The sequence below is a fragment of the Microbacterium sp. MEJ108Y genome (assembly GCF_000834175.1).
Taxonomy (GTDB): domain Bacteria; phylum Actinomycetota; class Actinomycetes; order Actinomycetales; family Microbacteriaceae; genus Microbacterium; species Microbacterium forte.
Genome location: NZ_JXQX01000002.1, coordinates 95,669 through 111,834 on the forward strand (window position 1 = coordinate 95,669; position 16,166 = coordinate 111,834).

The 16,166-nt window shown below is 67.8% G+C and carries 17 protein-coding genes and 1 tRNA gene; 9 read left to right on the forward strand and 9 right to left on the reverse strand.

From position 1 onward, the window contains the following. Genes RU09_RS01070 through RU09_RS01080 form a run of 3 tightly spaced genes read right to left on the reverse strand, consistent with a single transcriptional unit; the run spans window position 1 to window position 4,627 of the window. Window positions 1-1,149, reverse strand: coding sequence for an acyl-CoA dehydrogenase family protein (locus RU09_RS01070; protein ID WP_042536692.1), 1,149 nt, complete (start codon window positions 1,147-1,149; stop codon window positions 1-3). Window positions 1,150-1,151: 2 nt separating this feature from the next. Beyond that, window positions 1,152-3,068: an acetyl/propionyl/methylcrotonyl-CoA carboxylase subunit alpha gene (locus RU09_RS01075; protein WP_042536693.1), complete on the reverse strand. Its 1,917-nt coding sequence runs from the start codon at window positions 3,066-3,068 to the stop codon at window positions 1,152-1,154. A gap of 5 nt (window positions 3,069-3,073) precedes the next feature. Continuing rightward, window positions 3,074-4,627, reverse strand: a complete 1,554-nt coding sequence (locus RU09_RS01080) for a carboxyl transferase domain-containing protein (protein WP_042536787.1) — start codon at window positions 4,625-4,627, stop codon at window positions 3,074-3,076. 112 nt (window positions 4,628-4,739) lie between these two features. On the opposite strand from RU09_RS01080, the gene RU09_RS01085 reads away from it, so the two are divergent. Then, window positions 4,740-5,333 (forward strand): TetR/AcrR family transcriptional regulator, encoded by a 594-nt coding sequence (locus tag RU09_RS01085; protein ID WP_042536694.1) that lies wholly within the window; start codon window positions 4,740-4,742, stop codon window positions 5,331-5,333. Here RU09_RS01085 and RU09_RS01090 read toward each other — a convergent pair. From RU09_RS01090 to pdhA, 3 genes are read right to left on the reverse strand one after another with little or no spacing between them, the layout of a single operon-like run. Further along, on the reverse strand, window positions 5,326-6,690 hold the full coding sequence (locus RU09_RS01090) for a dihydrolipoamide acetyltransferase family protein (RefSeq protein ID WP_042536695.1): 1,365 nt from the start codon (window positions 6,688-6,690) through the stop codon (window positions 5,326-5,328). The genes RU09_RS01085 and RU09_RS01090 overlap by 8 nt on opposite strands. Further along, window positions 6,687-7,697, reverse strand: a complete 1,011-nt coding sequence (locus tag RU09_RS01095; protein WP_042536696.1) for an alpha-ketoacid dehydrogenase subunit beta — start codon at window positions 7,695-7,697, stop codon at window positions 6,687-6,689. The genes RU09_RS01090 and RU09_RS01095 overlap by 4 nt, the downstream gene beginning before the upstream one ends. Window positions 7,698-7,699: 2 nt before the next feature. Then, on the reverse strand, window positions 7,700-8,815 hold the full coding sequence (pdhA, locus tag RU09_RS01100) for a pyruvate dehydrogenase (acetyl-transferring) E1 component subunit alpha (RefSeq protein ID WP_042536788.1): 1,116 nt from the start codon (window positions 8,813-8,815) through the stop codon (window positions 7,700-7,702). A gap of 168 nt (window positions 8,816-8,983) precedes the next feature. Between pdhA and RU09_RS01105 the strand changes: the two genes are divergently transcribed. After that, window positions 8,984-9,457, forward strand: coding sequence for an Lrp/AsnC family transcriptional regulator (locus RU09_RS01105; protein ID WP_042536698.1), 474 nt, complete (start codon window positions 8,984-8,986; stop codon window positions 9,455-9,457). Here RU09_RS01105 and RU09_RS01110 read toward each other — a convergent pair. Next, on the reverse strand, window positions 9,429-10,328 hold the full coding sequence (locus RU09_RS01110) for an alpha/beta fold hydrolase (RefSeq protein ID WP_042536699.1): 900 nt from the start codon (window positions 10,326-10,328) through the stop codon (window positions 9,429-9,431). The two genes, RU09_RS01105 and RU09_RS01110, sit on opposite strands and share 29 nt — an antisense overlap. 80 nt (window positions 10,329-10,408) lie before the next feature. On the opposite strand from RU09_RS01110, the gene RU09_RS01115 reads away from it, so the two are divergent. The 6 genes from RU09_RS01115 (at window position 10,409) to RU09_RS17960 (ending at window position 14,877) form a co-directional block, all read left to right on the forward strand. Further along, window positions 10,409-11,161, forward strand: coding sequence for an exonuclease domain-containing protein (locus tag RU09_RS01115; protein WP_042536789.1), 753 nt, complete (start codon window positions 10,409-10,411; stop codon window positions 11,159-11,161). Further along, window positions 11,142-12,080, forward strand: a complete 939-nt coding sequence (locus RU09_RS01120; protein ID WP_042536700.1) for an AraC family transcriptional regulator — start codon at window positions 11,142-11,144, stop codon at window positions 12,078-12,080. The genes RU09_RS01115 and RU09_RS01120 overlap by 20 nt, the downstream gene beginning before the upstream one ends. A gap of 86 nt (window positions 12,081-12,166) precedes the next feature. Next, window positions 12,167-12,499: a DUF7882 family protein gene (locus tag RU09_RS01125; protein WP_042536702.1), complete on the forward strand. Its 333-nt coding sequence runs from the start codon at window positions 12,167-12,169 to the stop codon at window positions 12,497-12,499. Between the two features lie 79 nt (window positions 12,500-12,578). Further along, window positions 12,579-13,409 carry a glycosyltransferase gene (locus RU09_RS01130; protein ID WP_042536790.1) on the forward strand — a complete coding sequence of 277 codons (831 nt, stop codon included), beginning with the start codon at window positions 12,579-12,581 and terminating at the stop codon, window positions 13,407-13,409. Continuing rightward, window positions 13,406-14,239, forward strand: a complete 834-nt coding sequence (locus tag RU09_RS01135) for an endonuclease/exonuclease/phosphatase family protein (protein ID WP_042536703.1) — start codon at window positions 13,406-13,408, stop codon at window positions 14,237-14,239. Before RU09_RS01130 ends, RU09_RS01135 begins: the two co-directional genes overlap by 4 nt. 11 nt (window positions 14,240-14,250) lie before the next feature. Then, window positions 14,251-14,877, forward strand: a complete 627-nt coding sequence (locus tag RU09_RS17960) for a hypothetical protein (protein WP_052492807.1) — start codon at window positions 14,251-14,253, stop codon at window positions 14,875-14,877. On the opposite strand, the gene RU09_RS01140 is transcribed toward RU09_RS17960, so the two are convergent. Together RU09_RS01140 and RU09_RS01145 are read right to left on the reverse strand one after the other, a co-directional pair. Then, window positions 14,859-14,932 (reverse strand) — tRNA-Ile (locus RU09_RS01140). The genes RU09_RS17960 and RU09_RS01140 overlap by 19 nt on opposite strands. A gap of 29 nt (window positions 14,933-14,961) precedes the next feature. After that, the gene (locus RU09_RS01145) at window positions 14,962-15,498 is read right to left on the reverse strand and encodes a gamma carbonic anhydrase family protein (protein ID WP_042536705.1); all 537 of its coding nucleotides are present in this window, start codon (window positions 15,496-15,498) and stop codon (window positions 14,962-14,964) included. A 140-nt stretch (window positions 15,499-15,638) separates the two neighbouring features. Between RU09_RS01145 and RU09_RS01150 the strand changes: the two genes are divergently transcribed. Continuing rightward, entirely contained in the window at window positions 15,639-16,124 is a 486-nt protein-coding gene (locus tag RU09_RS01150) for a Dps family protein (protein WP_042536706.1), read from the forward strand. Window positions 16,125-16,166 lie beyond the last annotated feature (42 nt).

Consider the following 16,166-nt stretch of genomic DNA (forward strand, 5'->3'; position numbering starts at 1 on the left):
CTACCCGGCGAGTCCCAGCGCCCGCGCGATCACGAGCAGCTGCACCTCCGTGGTGCCTTCACCGATCTCGAGGATCTTCGAGTCGCGGTAGTGACGGGCCACCGGGAACTCGTTCATGAAGCCGTTTCCGCCGAAGATCTGCGTCGCATCCCTCGCGTTGTCCATGGCCGCTTCTCCAGCGACGAGCTTCGCGATCGCGGCCTGCTCGGCGAACGGTCGTCCCCCGTCGCGCAGACGCGCAGCGTGGTGCCAGGCGAGTCGCGCGGTGTGCACTCGGGCGCGCATGCGCGCGAGGGTGAACTGCGCGTTCTGTCGCGTGCTGAGGGCGCTGCCGAAGATCGTGCGACTCTTCGCGTAGTCGACGGCGGCTTCGAGACATCCTTCCGCCGCACCGGTCGAGAGCGCGGCGATCGCGATGCGTCCCTCGTCGAGGATGCTGAGGAAGTTGCGGAAGCCGCTGCCCTGCTCCCCCAGCAGGTTGCCCGCGGGCACGCGTGCACCGGCGAAGCTGAGCGGATGCGTGTCGGACGCGTTCCATCCGACCTTGTCGTACGGGGCCTCCACGGTGAATCCGGGGGTGCCGTTGGGGACGATGATGGTCGAGATCTGCTTGCGTCCGCCTTCGTTTCCGGTGACGGCGGTCACGGTGACGAAGCGGGTGATCGGCGTCCCTGAGTTCGTGATGAACTGCTTCGAGCCGTCGATGACCCAGTCGTCCCCGTCGAGGCGAGCGGTCGTGCGGGTCGCTCCGGCGTCGCTGCCCGCCTCCGGCTCTGTGAGACCGAAGCCCGCGAGGGCGCGGCCGGCGAGCAGGTCGGGCAGGTACTCCTGCTTCTGCTCTTCCGTGCCGAACCGGAACACGGGCATCGCCCCGAGGCTGACTCCGGCCTCGAGCGTGATGGCGATGGACTGATCGACGCGTCCGAGGGCCTCGATCGCGATGCCCAGGGCCATGTAGTCACCCCCTTGGCCGCCGTACTCCTCGGGGAACGGCAGACCGAACAGCCCGAGATCACCCATCTGCGCCACGACGTCCATCGACAGGGTGTGCGTGCGGTCCGCTTCGTAGGACTGCGGTGCGACGACCGTCTCGGCGAAGTCACGCACCATCGCGGCGAGCTCGCGTTCCTCATCGGTCAGCTCGAACATGCTCAGTTCTCCTCTGTCGTCATGTGCGCGACCTGTTGATCGCGTCGTACCTGATCGCCGACGGCGACCGTCAGGTGCACCGTCCCGTCGTGCGGTGCCAGCACCGGATGCTCCATCTTCATCGCCTCGATCGAGATGAGAGGGGTGCCGGCGGTCACCACGTCGCCGTCTCGGACGTGCACGGCGACGACGCTTCCCGGCATCGGGGCCCGCGCCTCCGGCCCGCTCTCGGTCTCGCGCTGTTCCCGCGCCTGCAGGCGCTGCAGCATGCGGGCCCGGCGATCCAGCGGCCGCAAGTGCACCGTGCGTCCGCCCTCGCTCAACCAGACACCGCCGTCGACGTCCGTCGCGACAGCCGCGCGGGACCGAGGACCGTCGGTCCCAGGGGCACAGATCACCTCGCCCCGGTCGGTGAGGAACCACACCTCGCGTCGGTCGTGCCTGGTGAGAGACTCCCACACCTGGCCCGCTCGTCGAGCCCTCCTGGCTTCGCCGAGGGCGTCATCGACGTGAGACACAGCGCGACTCGCCGCCATCAGCATCGTCGGCGACGGCGGCTCGTCGTCGAGCGGCAGAAGCGTCTCGATGAGTCCGGTGTCGAGGTCCCCGGCCCTCACCCGCTCATCGCGGCAGAGCAACCGGAGGAAGGCGATGTTCGTGTCCACGCCCAGCACGACGGTTCTGCCCAGGGCCTCGTCGAGGCGGCGGAGGGCAGTGCTCCGGTCATCCGCGAAAGCGATGACCTTGGCGATCATCGGGTCGTAGAAGCCGGTCACCTCGCTGCCGGTCTCGACCGCCGCATCGACTCTCACCCCCTGAGGGGGGTCGAATAGCAGAATGCGGCCGGTCGACGGAAGGAACCCGCGCTCGGGCGACTCGGCGTACACGCGCGCCTCGACTGCGTGCCCGCGCACCGTGGGTGCAGAGTCGAGGCGTCCTCCTGCGGCGACAGCGATCTGGAGGGCGACGAGGTCGAGTCCGGTCACCTCCTCCGTGACGGGGTGCTCGACCTGCAGGCGGGTGTTCATCTCGATGAAGAAGACCTGGTCGGGAGCATCTGCATCGATGAGGAACTCCACCGTGCCGGCGCCGACGTACGAGACACTCGCCGCGGCCTGGGTCGCGGCCTCGAGAAGACGGTCCCTTGTCGTGTCAGGGATGCCTGCAGACGGAGCCTCTTCGATGACCTTCTGGTGGCGGCGCTGGAGCGTGCACTCGCGCTCGCCGAGGGCGAGCACCGTGCCGTGCGTGTCACCGAAGACCTGCACCTCGATATGTCGTGGCCGCCGGATGAGCCTCTCCAGGATCAGCGAGTCGTCACCGAATGCCGATAGCGCAACGCGGCGCGCAGAGGCCAGGGCGGCGCTCAGTCCGGCCGGCGTCTCGACGACCTCCATCCCCTTGCCGCCACCCCCCGCGCTCGGCTTCACGAGCAGGGGGTAGCCGACAGCGTCCGCCTCCTCGGCGATCTCCGCGTCCGACAGTCCTCTCGCGTCGAACCCGGGCACCACGGGGACTCCTGATCGGACGACGTGATCGCGGGCCTTGGCCTTGTCGCCCATGATCTGGAGCGCGTCGATCGGCGGCCCGATGAAGACGACACCGCTCTCGGCACATGCGTCCGCCAGCCCGACGCTCTCGGAGAGGAAGCCGTACCCGGGGTGGATGGCCTGCGCCCCGGTCGCACGCGCGGCCGCGATGACGGCGTCGATGTCGAGGTAGGACTCGGCGACCGGCGCCGGACCGATCCGCACGGCGTCGTCGGCCTCGCGCACATGGGGTGCATCGGCATCCGCATCGCTGTAGACGGCGACGCTGCGGATGCCCATGGTCTGCAGCGTGCGGATGATGCGGCGTGCGATCTCGCCCCTGTTGGCGACGAGCACCGTGTCGAATTCGCGGGTGGCAGAGGTCGTCATTGCGGTCACATCCTGAAGAGGCCGAAGTGCGGCTCGGGAAGGGGGGTTCGGGCGACCACGTCGAGGGCGAGCCCCAGCAGGTCGCGAGTCTCGGCCGGATCGATGATGCCGTCGTCCCACAGGCGAGCAGTGGCGTAATACGGCTCGCCCTGGGTCTCGTACTGCTCACGGATGGGCTGCTCGAAGGCTGCCCGCTCCTCGGAGCTCCACGCCTGGCCGCGTGCTACGAGCTGGTCGTCCTTGACCGTCCCGAGCACGGACGCCGCCTGGGCGCCGCCCATCACCGAGATGCGGCTGGCCGGCCACGTCCACAGGAATCTCGGCGAATAGGCCCGTCCGCACATCGAGTAGTTGCCTGCGCCGAAGGATCCGCCGATGATCACGGTGAGCTTCGGCACGCGCGTGCTGGCTACGGCGGTGACCATCTTGGCTCCGTCCTTCGCGATGCCCCCCGCCTCGGCGTCCGACCCGACCATGAACCCCGAGATGTTCTGCAGGAAGACCAAGGGGATGCCGCGCTGGTCGCAGAGCTCGATGAAATGCGCGCCCTTCAGCGCGGACTCGCTGAACAGCACGCCGTTGTTCGCCACGATCCCGACCGGATGCCCGTGCAGTCGCGCGAACCCGGTGACGAGGGTCGTGCCGTACTCCGCCTTGAACTCCCGGAACGTGTCGCCGTCGATCAACCTCGCGATGACCTCGTGCACGTCGTATGCGGCGTTGACGTCGACGGGGACGACGTCGTAGAGCGATCCGGACTCCGCGGGCTCACGAGTGTCGTGCACCTCCCACACCGGGTGGAGGGGCGCCGGCAGAGTGGCCACGATGTCACGCAGGATCTCCAGTGCGTGCTCGTCATCTTCGGCCAGGTGGTCGACCACACCGCTGCGACGGGCGTGCAGTTCACCGCCGCCGAGCTCTTCCGCGGAGACGACCTCGCCGATCGCCGCCTTGACGAGCGGCGGGCCACCGAGGAAGATCGTGCCCTGGTCCCGGACGATCACGGTCTCGTCGCTCATCGCCGGGACGTAGGCGCCGCCTGCCGTGCAGGATCCCAGCACCGCCGCGAGCTGCGGGATGCCCTCCGCCGACATCCGCGCCTGGTTGAAGAAGATGCGACCGAAGTGCTCACGATCGGGGAACACCTCGTCCTGCTTGGGAAGGAATGCTCCGCCCGAATCGACGAGATACAGGCAGGGCAGTCTGTTCTCGAGCGCGATCTCCTGCGCGCGCAGGTGCTTCTTGACCGTGAGCGGGTAGTAGGTTCCCCCTTTCACGGTGGCGTCGTTGCAGACGACCATCACGTGGCGTCCATGCACGAGGCCGATCCCGGCGATCACTCCGGCGGCCGGCGCGTCTCCCCCGTACAGCCCGTCTGCGGCCAGAGGGGCGATCTCGACGAAGGGACTCCCCTCGTCGAGGAGCCTGGTCACCCGGTCTCGCGGAAGTAGCTTGCCCCGAGCGATGTGCCTCTGACGAGACGCTTCGGGACCGCCCCTGGAGGCGACCGCCAGTCTTTCGTGCAGCTCGGCGGCGAGGGCCTGCTGGGTTGCGGGCATCGTGACGTCCTCCTCGACCACACGGCGCCGGCGTCATCGCTCTGGCGCACTGGATGCTTTCTCGGTTAGTGTTCACTAACCGATCGCATCAGGTTAGCGAGGATTAACTGAGATGACAAGCCCCCCGACTGCGCGAGATCGCGCGAAGGCAGAGAGGTCGGACGCGATCCTCCGAGAGGCGGCCCGGCTCTTCGCCGAGAGCGGGTACAACGGGGTGAGCCTCGAGGACATCGGCGCCGCCGTGGGCGTATCCGGCCCTGCTGTCTACCGTCACTTCGCCGGCAAGCAGGCACTGCTCGGCGCCGTGCTGATCAAGGTGAGCGACGATCTCGTCTCCGGAGGAACCCGGGTCGCGGCCGACGGGTCCACGCCCGAAGAGCGCATCCACGCACTCGTCGCCTTCCACGTCGAATTCGCCCTCGGCAACGCCGACGTGATCCGCGTGCACGATCGAGATGTCGTGCACCTTTCGGCGCAGGATCACTCCGCAGTCCGACGCCTGCAACGCGCCTACATCGAGCTCTGGATCGACACGCTGCACCCTCTCGTCGAGGCCGATGCAGACGAGCTCCGCCTGCGGGTGCAGGCGTGCTTCGGGTTGATCAATTCGACTCCGCACAGCACGCGGGCAGCAGCCAGACACCACTCCGCCACCGCGGCAGTGCTCGCCGCGATGGCGGAATCGGCGCTCCGAGCGACTATCTGAGAAGCATCGCCCGGCCGGGTTCCTCCAGCACGTCGGCGACGTCCTTGAGGAACCTCGCGCCCTCCGCTCCGTCGACGATCCGGTGATCGAAGGAGAGGCTGAGCGTCATCACGTGGCGAAGGGCGATCTCGCCGCGGTGCTCCCACGGAAGACGCCGGACCGCGCCGACCGCGAGGATCCCCGATTGCCCGGGCGGGAGGATCGGGGTGCCTGCATCGACGCCGAACACCCCGATGTTCGAGATCGAGAAAGTGCCGCCGGACAGCTCCACCGGAGACGTCCTGCCCTCACGCGCCGTGGCGGCGAGAGACCTCACGGCATCCGCGAGCTCGATGAGGCTCATGGTCTCGGCGTCACGGATGTGCGGCACGATGAGTCCGCGGTCGGTCGCGGCCGCGATTCCGAGATCGACGTAGCCGAACTGCACGATCTCTCCGGCGGATTCGTCCCACCGCGCGTTCAAGCCGGGGGCGCGGGTCAGAGCGAGACACACCGCCTTCGCCACGACGGCGAGCGGACCGATCCGGTGCTCGGACAGCGACCGGTCGCCGCGCAGCGACTCGAGAAGGTCCATGGTCGATGTCACATCGACGGTGTGGAAGACCGTGACGTGCGGAGCGGTGAAGGCGCTCTCGACCATCGCTGCGGCGGTGTGCTTGCGGACTCCGCGAATGGGGATGCGCGTCTCGCGCGAATGCTCCCGGAGCCCGGTCGCGTCGTCCGGAACAGCAGTGCGTCGTGGCGTGGGGTCCGCCTGCTCGACAGTCACCCCGGTGCGGGAGACGTAGTCGTCGATGTCGGCGCGTGTGATCACGCGATCTCCGACCGACGCGGCGACCAGGGCGAGGTCGACGCCGAGACGCTTCGCATACGCGCGCACGGGAGGGGTGGACCGAGGCCGTTCGATGACGACCTCGACGCTCACAGTCGGCGAGGCGTCATGCGGCGCCGCCTCGAGCACAGCCGTGTCGGTCGTCGCTCTGGCTCCGGCTGCACGTCTGACGCGCCGAGCGGGCCGCCCGGATGCCGTGGGAGCGGCTCCGTAGCCCACCAGGTTGGGCTGCGCCTTCTCCTGCCCACCGGCTCCGCTCGAGTCCGCGGTGGACGGGCCATCGGCTCCCTCCACGTCGAACTCGATCAGCGGAGCACCGACCGCTACCGTCTGTCCCGCCTCGGCATGCAGGGCGGCGACGACGCCTTCGTAGGGAGATGGCAGCTCGACGATCGCCTTGGCCGTCTCGACCTCCGCCAGAGTCTGGTTGAGCGTCACCGTGTCGCCGGGTGCGACGAGCCACTGGACGACCTCCGCCTCTGTCAGCCCCTCGCCGAGATCCGGCAGTCGGAACTCCGCGTTCATGCGTCTGCTCCCGTCAGGCTGTTCGGACGGTCGAGAACGCGATCGACAGCATCCAGCAGCCGGTCGAGGTCCGGCAGGTGGTACTTCTCGAGCTTCGCCGGCGGATAGGGGACATCGTGTCCGGTCACACGCAGTGGAGCAGACTCGAGGTATTCGAAGCATCGCTCCGTGACGCTCGCGATCACCTCGGCGGCCATGCCTGCCTCGCGTGAGGCCTCGTGCGCCACGACGACCCGCCCGGTCTTGCGGACCGACGTCGCGACCGTGTCGTAGTCGACGGGCGACAGCGAACGCAGATCGATGACCTCCAGCGAGATGCCCTCGTCCTCCGCAGCCTCGGCCGCCTGCAACGCGGTCGTGACCATCGCCCCATAGGTGATGAGGGTCGCATCGTCACCTGCTCGGACGACACGTGCGAGTCCCATCGGCGCGGCATCCGCCAGCGGTGCGTCGAGGTCGACCTCGCCCTTGTGGTGGTAGAGCCGCTTGGGCTCGAAGAAGATCACCGGGTCGTCCGACGCGATGGCCTGACGCAGGCTCCGGTACGCGTCCTCGGGATTCGACACGGCGATCACGCGCAGTCCTGCCGTGTGCGCGAAGTACGCCTCGGGCGATTCCGAGTGGTGCTCGGCCGCGCCGATCCCGCCGGCCCAGGGGATGCGTATCGTGATCGGCATCCGTACCCGACCCTGCGTGCGGTAGTGCAGCTTGGCCACCTGGGCGACGATCTGATCGAACGCGGGGTACACGAAGCCGTCGAACTGGATCTCGACGACCGGCCGATAGCCACGGAACGCCAATCCGACAGCCATCCCGACGATGCCGGACTCTGCGAGAGGCGTGTCGATCACGCGCTTCGCACCGAACTCGTCGAGGAGTCCGTCCGTGATGCGGAAGACGCCGCCGAGTCTGCCGATGTCCTCGCCCAGCAGCACGACCTTCTCGTCGTCGCGCATCGCCTGGCGGAGACCCGCGCCGAGCGCCTTCCCGAGAGTGATCTGAGCCATGTTCACACCTCCCCGTCGAAGGATGCCAGGTACGCGGCGTACTCATCGCGCTGACGATCGAGCCCGGCGTGCGGCTCGGCGTAGACGCCGTCGAAGACGGCGAGCGGAGGGCGGGTCACCATGCTCAGGCACTCGGCGCGCATCTCCCGTGCCGCGACGTCGGCGGCCTTCTGAGTGTCGGCGATCTGCTCGTCGCTCAGCTCGCCCAGCGACCGCAGATGCGCTTCCAGGCGAGCGATGGGGTCGCGACGACGCCATGCCTCGAGCTCGTCATCCCTGCGGTAGCGAGTCGGATCGTCGGCTGTCGTGTGCGGGCCCATCCGGTACGTGACGGCTTCGATGTAGGCGGGGCCCTTTCCTGATCGGGCGTGTGCGAGGGCCCAGCGCATCGCAGCAACGCATGCGAGGACATCGTTGCCGTCGACCCGGAGGCTGGGGATGCCGAAGCCGGGCGCCCGCCCGGCGATCGGATACTTCGACTGCACCGACACGGGCTCCGAGATCGCCCAGTGGTTGTTCTGGCAGACGAAGACGACCGGAGCCTGATAGGAGGAGGCGAAGATCATCGCCTCGTTGACGTCGCCCTGACTCGTGGCGCCGTCGCCGAAGTAGGTGACGGCGACTTCGTCCGCGCCTTCATGACGGATGCCGAGCGCATAGCCGACGGCATGGAGCGTCTGCGCTCCGATGATGATCTGCAGCGGAGCGACCCGGAGTGCTGCGGGGTCGTGACCCGCGCCCTCCTCGCCGCGCCACATGCGGACGAAGTCGCCGGGCTCAGCGCCACGCGCGTAGATGACCCCCGTCTCCCGATAGCTCGGGAAGACGTAGTCCTGAGGAGCGAGCGCCCTCGCTGTGCCGATCTGGGTCGCCTCCTGTCCCTGGCACGGAGCCCAGAGCCCGAGCTGCCCCTGACGCTGGAGCGCGACACCCTCGGCGTCTATACGACGGAGGATGACCATGTCGCGATGCAGCGCCCGCAGCTGTGCTGCGTCGACGTCATCGACATAGGAGTCGAGCAGCGGGTTCGAGATCCGCTCGCCCTCCGGTGAGAGGATGCGCTCGGCGAGTTCGAGATCCTGCGCCGTATCGGCGATCGGGGTGATCTGCGGTGACATCATCGTCCTCCTCATTCGTGGCCGTCGTCACGGGTTCTACGCTCGGCCCCGGCCTCATCGCCGGTTGAGTCGAGCGTACGTCCGCTCATCACCTCGCTCAAGCAACCGCGATCGGCTTGAGCATGTTGCCAAATCCGGGCATCCCCCACCCTGCTATCGTTTGGCACTATGGCCGGACTTGACCGCATTGATCTCGAACTGCTCGCCGCGCTCGCCGATGATCCCCGCGTCACGATCGTCGCGCTCGCGGAGAACCTCGGGCTGTCCCGCAACACCATTCAGGCGCGGATGGCGAGACTCGAGCAGACCGGGATATTCCAGTCGTACGAGCGATCGTTCTCGACAGATGTGCTCGGATTCCCGCTTCAGGCGTTCGTGAGCATCGGGGTGCGTCAGACCGAGCTGCCACGCATCATCAACGAGCTGGCCCGCATCCCCGAGGTCGTGCAGGCGCACGGACTCAGCGGGTCGATCGACCTGCTCGCGCGCGTCGCGTGCAGAGACGCCAGACACCTCTTCGACACCGACGCGCGCATCCTGTCGATCGAAGGCGTGGAGCGCACCGAGACCTCTCTCGCGATGGGCGAGGTGATCCCGTTCCGTGTCGCCGGCCTCATCGGCCTCGCGCGACGGGAATCCTGAGGAATCGGCGAACGGCACCTGCGGCTTCGGCGGGCGTCTCGTAGTGGATCAGGTGTCCGACCTCGGCGATCTCGACCAGAGTGGCGTCGTCGAAGCGTGCAGCAAGCCGTCGCTCGACCTCGATGGGGGTGATGTCGTCTCGCTGGGCGGCGATGAGAAGTGTGGGCGTCGAGATCGAGGCGGCGAACTCGCTCACGTCATGCGACACGCTCGTCACGAACGCATCCCGGAGGACGTCGCGGTCGGCGAACCGCGAGAAGTAGGTGTCGTGCTGGTCGTGGATGAACCGCCGCAGCTGCGGGTCCGACGTCTTGGCCATCGTGATGCTCATGATCCTGACGATCAGACGGTTGCGCAGGAGCGCCGTTCCCGCTCGTTCGGGCAGGCGCGCTCCGAGTGAGTAGTACAGGACCGCGAGACGCGTCATGATGCCCTTGGGGCCCTCGAGTGCGGGCGCTCCGATGGGGTTGATCAGGATCAGCCGCGGGGTCTCGAGACCCGCTGCGACCGCCGCAGAGGCGACGATCGATCCGAAGGAGTGCCCGAGTATCACCGCCCCGGGAGCCACCGTCGCCGCGAACTCCTTCAGCCACGCGACGTATTCGTCGAGATCGTAGGAACGGCCGACGACTGGCGCCGTCTCGCCGAATCCGGGGAGATCGGGAGAGATCACGCGAACCTCGGGAAGGAATGCGAGGATCGGCTCGAGGCCGTGGTGCTCCCCTCGGAATCCGTGCACCGCGACGATCGTCACGTCAGCATCGGCGGGTCCGTACTCCCAGAACACGGTGGTCCCACCTCGAACATCGACCTCGTGGCGCACGACCGGCAGTCGGCTCAGGCGGTCTGCATAGGGAGAGGGGGCGGTCATGGACCAAGTCTAGAGTCGGCGGACGCATGCTCTCCGTGTGCCTCCGCCCGGATGTCGGAGCCCGGATCTACGGTGAAATCATGCCCCCGGCCCCCTCGCTCCCGCACTGGATCACTCGTGTAGGCGTGTTCGACCTCGAGACCACGGGGATCGACGTGGAAAAAGACCGAGTCGTCACCGCGCATGTGGGGCTGCTCGACGCAGACGGACGTGAGATCGCCGCGAGGGACTGGCTGTCTGATCCTGGGGTGCCGATACCCGAGGGTGCCACGGCCGCGCATGGAGTCACCACCGAGCATGCCCGCCGGCACGGGCGTCCGGGCGCTGAGGTGGTCGGAGAAGTGACCGCTGCCCTGCGGTCCCTGCTCTCACAGGGGGTTCCGATCGTCGCGTACAACGCGGCATACGACTTCTCCCTCCTGGCTCACGAGGCGCATCGCCACGGAATCGCACCGCTGGAGGATCCGTCCCCGATCATCGACCCTCTCGTGATCGACAAGGCCTACGACCGGTACCGCCCTGGCAAGCGCACTCTCGAGGTGGTCGCCGCCCTCTACGCGGTGCGACTCGAGGATGCCCACGAGGCGGCCGCGGACGCGGTGGCCGCAGGCCGGGTCGCGCAGGCCCTGGCGCGCCAGTTCGTGCTTCCCGAGACGCTCGAAGAGCTGCATACGCGCCAGATCGGGTGGGCGCGTTCTCAGGCGGCGAGCCTGACGGAGTACTTCATCCGGATCGGCCGTCTCGAGCCGGAAGAACGCCTCGACGGCACCTGGCCTGTGCGCGCACACCGCACCCGAGGGGAGGAGCCGCGCGATGCGGTTCCGCACCAGTGACGTCTCACGCGTCGAGAGCACCTGGAAGCAGTTCGTCCCGTCTGCGGTCCTGCACGACGTCGACCCCGAGCGCTTCCACTTCGATTGGCACTCTGCGGATCTCGGCGGCGTGAGCCTTGTTCGCTACGACCTGGCAGCGGAGGTGCGTTCGACCGCGGAACCACTCGACCAGGTTCTGGTGTGCCGGGTGGACGGTCCGGATGCGCGGGTGTACTCCGATCGGGGCGATCTCGATGCGAGCCGCCCGTGGATCTCGGACGGACCCCGAGTGCATGCACGATGGGACGCGGGGGCCCGAGTGGCGGCGCTCGTGTTCGACCGCGACACCCTGTCGCGCCTCGCGCGGCGGATAAGCGGTGACGACGACCTCTCCATACGTATCGAGGACCTCTCCCCTCGCTCCGCGTACGCGGCCGCGGCATGGGATCGCATGTTCGCGTATCTCGAGCAGAGCGCCGCACCGCTCGATGACACCACGGACGATCTCGAACTCCTGCGCAGCGAGTTGGCGCGCCATGCGGCGGCCACGACGCTCGCCGCGTTCGCGACGACGAGCCGCCTCGAACGCCATCGCCCGGCGCAGACCACAGCCGCTCCGGCGACCGTGCGCCGTGCTCTCGATTTCATCGCCGAGAACTCGCACCGGCCGATCACCGTCGATGATGTCGCCGCGGCCGTGCACATCTCGACGCGGGGATTGCAATACGCCTTCCGACGAGCGCTCGACACGACGCCGGCCGAGTCGCTGCGACGGGCGCGGCTGGACGGCGCCCATCGCGACCTGCAGTCCGGGGCGCCCTCGACCGTCGCGGCGGTGGCCCGCCGATGGGGTTTCTCACATCCTTCGCGATTCGCCGCCGCGTATCGCGACAGCTTCGGCGTGCTTCCCTCTGTGACGGCCGCGACGCATGGCCGATGACATTATGCGAACAGATTGTTCGCTCCCCTCGCGCGCCGAGGGTGGCCGGTGCGATGGTTCGCCCCCTGGCGCATATATTCCGAGATATGGGTTCTCTCTACTACGGCGCCTCCGAGCCGATCCATATCGACGATCGTGCACTCGCGCACCTCAAGGTCGTCGTTGCGACGAAGCTGCGTCGCAACGAGAGCTTCACACTCACCTGGAAGCACCCGGACGGAGACCCTGAAGGCCGCTCGACGGTCTGGCTGCATCCGTCGATCCCCCTGAGGTTCGTCTTCGACGAGAGCGAGGCGCCCGAGCTCAGCCGTCGATGGATCGAGGATCTCGCCCATTCGGCCAACTCGAGCGGCGGCATCACGCTCGTGGAGGAGCTGATCGAGCCTTCGTCCGACCTGCAGGCTGCAGACGCTCGCTGATCCGGGCGCGGAGGGTCGGGCGGGCTCCGCAGTGTCAAGTCCCTCGTTCTCTCCGCCGATCGATGACATGATCGCGCCGATGACGGAACGCAGCGAAGGGCATGTGGTCGACAGTGCCGCCACGGTCCGGTCACGGATAGGGCCCGCCGACTCCCCCACCATCTCGGTGGTCGTGCCTGTCAAGGACGACGCGGCTCTGCTGGCACGGTGTCTGCGTGCCCTGCACGCCCAGGAGTCGCCGGCGGACGAGATCATCGTTGTCGACAATGACTCGTCCGATTCGTCGGCCTCGGTGGCTCGAGCCTCGGGCGCGCGCGTGCTCACCTGCATCGAGCCGGGCATCCCCGCTGCGGCGTCCACCGGATACGATGCCGCACGCGGTGATCTGATCCTCAGACTCGACGCGGACTGCGAACCGGATGCCGACTGGATCTCCGCGGTCGTCTCGGCCTTCGGGCAGGACGAGCGCATCGGAGCCGTCACCGGAGGTGCGCGCTTCACCGACGGGCCTGTGGCGCTCCGCGTCCCGCTCGCTCGGCTCTATCTCGGCGCGTACACGAGCGTCTTGAGCGTGACTCTCGGCCATAGACCGCTGTTCGGCTCGAATCTCGCGTTCCGCAGGGAAGCATGGCATGCGGTGCGTGCGGACGTGCATCGCGGCGATGCACACATCCACGATGACCTCGACCTCGCCTTCCACCTCGGCGAGAACCACCGCATCGCTCGGCTCCCCGGCGAGTCGATGGGGATGTCGATGAGACCGTTCACCGCAGGGCAGTTCGGCCGGCGCGTGCAGCGAGGCTTCCGCAGCGTGCTCGTGCACTGGCCGCGCGACTTCCCCCCTGTGCGGTGGGCACGCCTGGTTGTCCGCCGTCGCCTACGCGGCCCCGCAGCACGGCGGACACGATGACCGTGCCCGCGCTGATCGGCCCTGTGGTCGCACCGGAGCTGCACGCGATGTCTTTCAACATCCGCCGGGCCATGGAGGGCTTCGCGCGTCCGAAGCAGGACCGCTGGAGTGTGCGCGCCCCGGCAGTCGCTGAGATGCTGCGCTCGGAGCGTCCGACGATCCTCGGGCTGCAAGAGGTGCTTCCCGGCGCGATGAGGGTCGTCACCCGCGCGCTCGGCCCGACTCACCGGTTCATCGGCACAGGGCGAGGCCGCGAAGGCACGGGCGAGGGCATCCCGCTCGTCTACGACGCCGAACGCCTGGAACTTCGCGGATGGGAGCAGCAGGCCCTTTCAGCGCGCCCTGACGAACGGGGCAGTCGATCCTGGGGCAACCTCATCCCCCGCATTCTCGTGACGGCGGAGTTCGCCGACAGGTCGACGGGCATCCGGTTCCTCGTCGTCAACACCCATCTCGACCACCTGTCCTCTCGTTCACGACGACGATCGGCCGAGGCCATCTCCGCGCTGGTCGGGAAGCGTGCTCTTCCGACGATCGTGATGGGTGATCTCAATGCCGGTCCCCGCTCCCGCGCCGTACGCACGCTCCTGTCGCGGGCGGAGCTCACCGACTCCTGGAGCGCTGCCGAGGACCGGCTGACACCGCTGTGGAGCACGCTCAACGGATATCGACGACCGCGGCTCACGGGGCGGCGCGTCGACTGGATGCTCGTCAGCCGAGACGTCCGGGTGCGTGCTGCCGGCATCAACGCAGGTGTCTTCGATGGGATCAGACCCTCGGATCACCTGGCCGTGCAGGCGCTGCTGCGTCTGCACGGCAAGACACAGTGAAAGACGACACAGTGAAAGAAGACTTCCTCCGTCCGCCTCGGTCCCTCGCGGAGTGGTCCGCAGACTCTCTGCGAGTTCTGGGGATCGTCGGCGTCGGCGTGGCGCTGATCTGGCTCGCGCCGACGGACGCCGGCATCGCCGCACTCGCTCTTCCGGCCCTGATGCTGCCTCGAGTGCTGGGACTGCGCGGGGGGTTCGATCTGGCGGTCTGCGCGACCGTGCTCGTGGCCGCGTGGAGCAACATATTCGACCTGTACCGGACGATCCCGGGCTGGGATCTGGTCGTGCACCTCATCTGCACGGGTATTCTGACGATCGTCGCGGCGCTGATCCTCACCCGGGCGGAGGTCGTCACGATGACTCGCGACCACGGCGCGCGGCCGCGAACTCCGCTCGTCCTGGCACCGCTCCTGGCCCTCGCACTCAGCGCCATGTGGGAGATGGTCGAGTGGCTGGGCTGGGCCTACCTCAGCGACGAGATCTTCGTCACGTATCAGGACACGATCGGTGACATGGTCTTCGGCGGACTCGGCGGTATCGCTGCCGGCGTCATCCTCGCGACGTTATCTCTGAGACGACCGCGCTCGACAGATGGCGTAGGCGGCTCAGCGAACAGGAGTAGGGCGGGCGGGACTTGAACCCGCGATCGTTGGGTTATGAGCCCACTGCCTTAACCAGCTTGGCCACCGCCCCGTGACGACAAGCCTATCGGGCCGAACCGGTCAGATCGGTGTCGCGGCGGCGTGCGTCTCGAGGTGCGCCAGGTAGATGTCGGCGTTGGCGATCAGGTCGGCACGCTCGTCGTCGCTGAGGGACCGACGCACCTTCGCAGGAACCCCCGCCACCAGTGAGCCGTCCGGCACCTCGGTTCCTCCGAGCACGACTGCTCCGCCGGCGATGAGGCAACCCGCACCGATGACCGCGCCGCTGAGCACGACAGCCCCCATGCCGATGAGCGAGCCGTCTCCGATCGTGCATCCGTGCACCACGGCGTTGTGACCGATGGACACCTTGTCACCGATGGTGACGGGATGAGCCGCATCGACGTGGACCGAGACGTTGTCCTGCACATTGCTGCCTCGACCGATCACGATGGATGCCGAGTCGCCTCGGAGCACGGCGTTGTACCAGACGCTCGCGCCTTCGGCCAACGAGACGTCGCCGACGATGCGCGCTCCCTCGGCGACGAACGCGTCTTCGGGTACCGACGGGGTCTTCCCCGGGAGTGCGAGGACAGAGGCTCCGGCTGCGATGCTCATGAGGTGAGACTATCCTCCCAAGGCCGGATTTCCGCATGATTCCGGGGCACTAAGCCGAGCCTTCGCTTGCTTGCGGAATGTTTTCAGACGAGTAGCGTTGTCATCATCAGGCACGAAGAGACAACTCCGGAGGAGTCAAGATGAGCAAGGTACAGACCGTTTCCACCACCGCCAGCGACCCGACAGTGGCAGCTGCAGCGGCTCAGTTCCTCTCCCCCGTCGTGCTCGGACTCCAGGCACTGACGATCGATGGCAAGCAGGCGCACTGGCACGTGCGCGGCGCCAACTTCGTCGGCGTCCACGAGCTTCTCGACACGATCGTCGCGCACGCAGGAGACTTCGCCGACACCGCCGCCGAGCGGATCGTCGCCCTCGGCCTGCCGATCGACGCGCGCATCAGCGCCGTGGCCGCCAAGGGCAGCGCTACGTCGGTCCCCGCCGGCTTCACCCAGTCCGACGAGCTCGTGCGCGCTGTCATCTCCGACATCGACGCGATCCTCATCGACGTGAAGGCTGCGATCGACGGGCTCGACGAGGTCGACCTCACGAGCCAGGACGTCGCGATCGAGATCATGCGCGGGCTCGAGAAGGACCGCTGGTTCCTCGTGTCGCACATCGCCGCATAAGCATCCGTCTGACGACGAAGGGCACCGGGTCTTCCCGGTGCC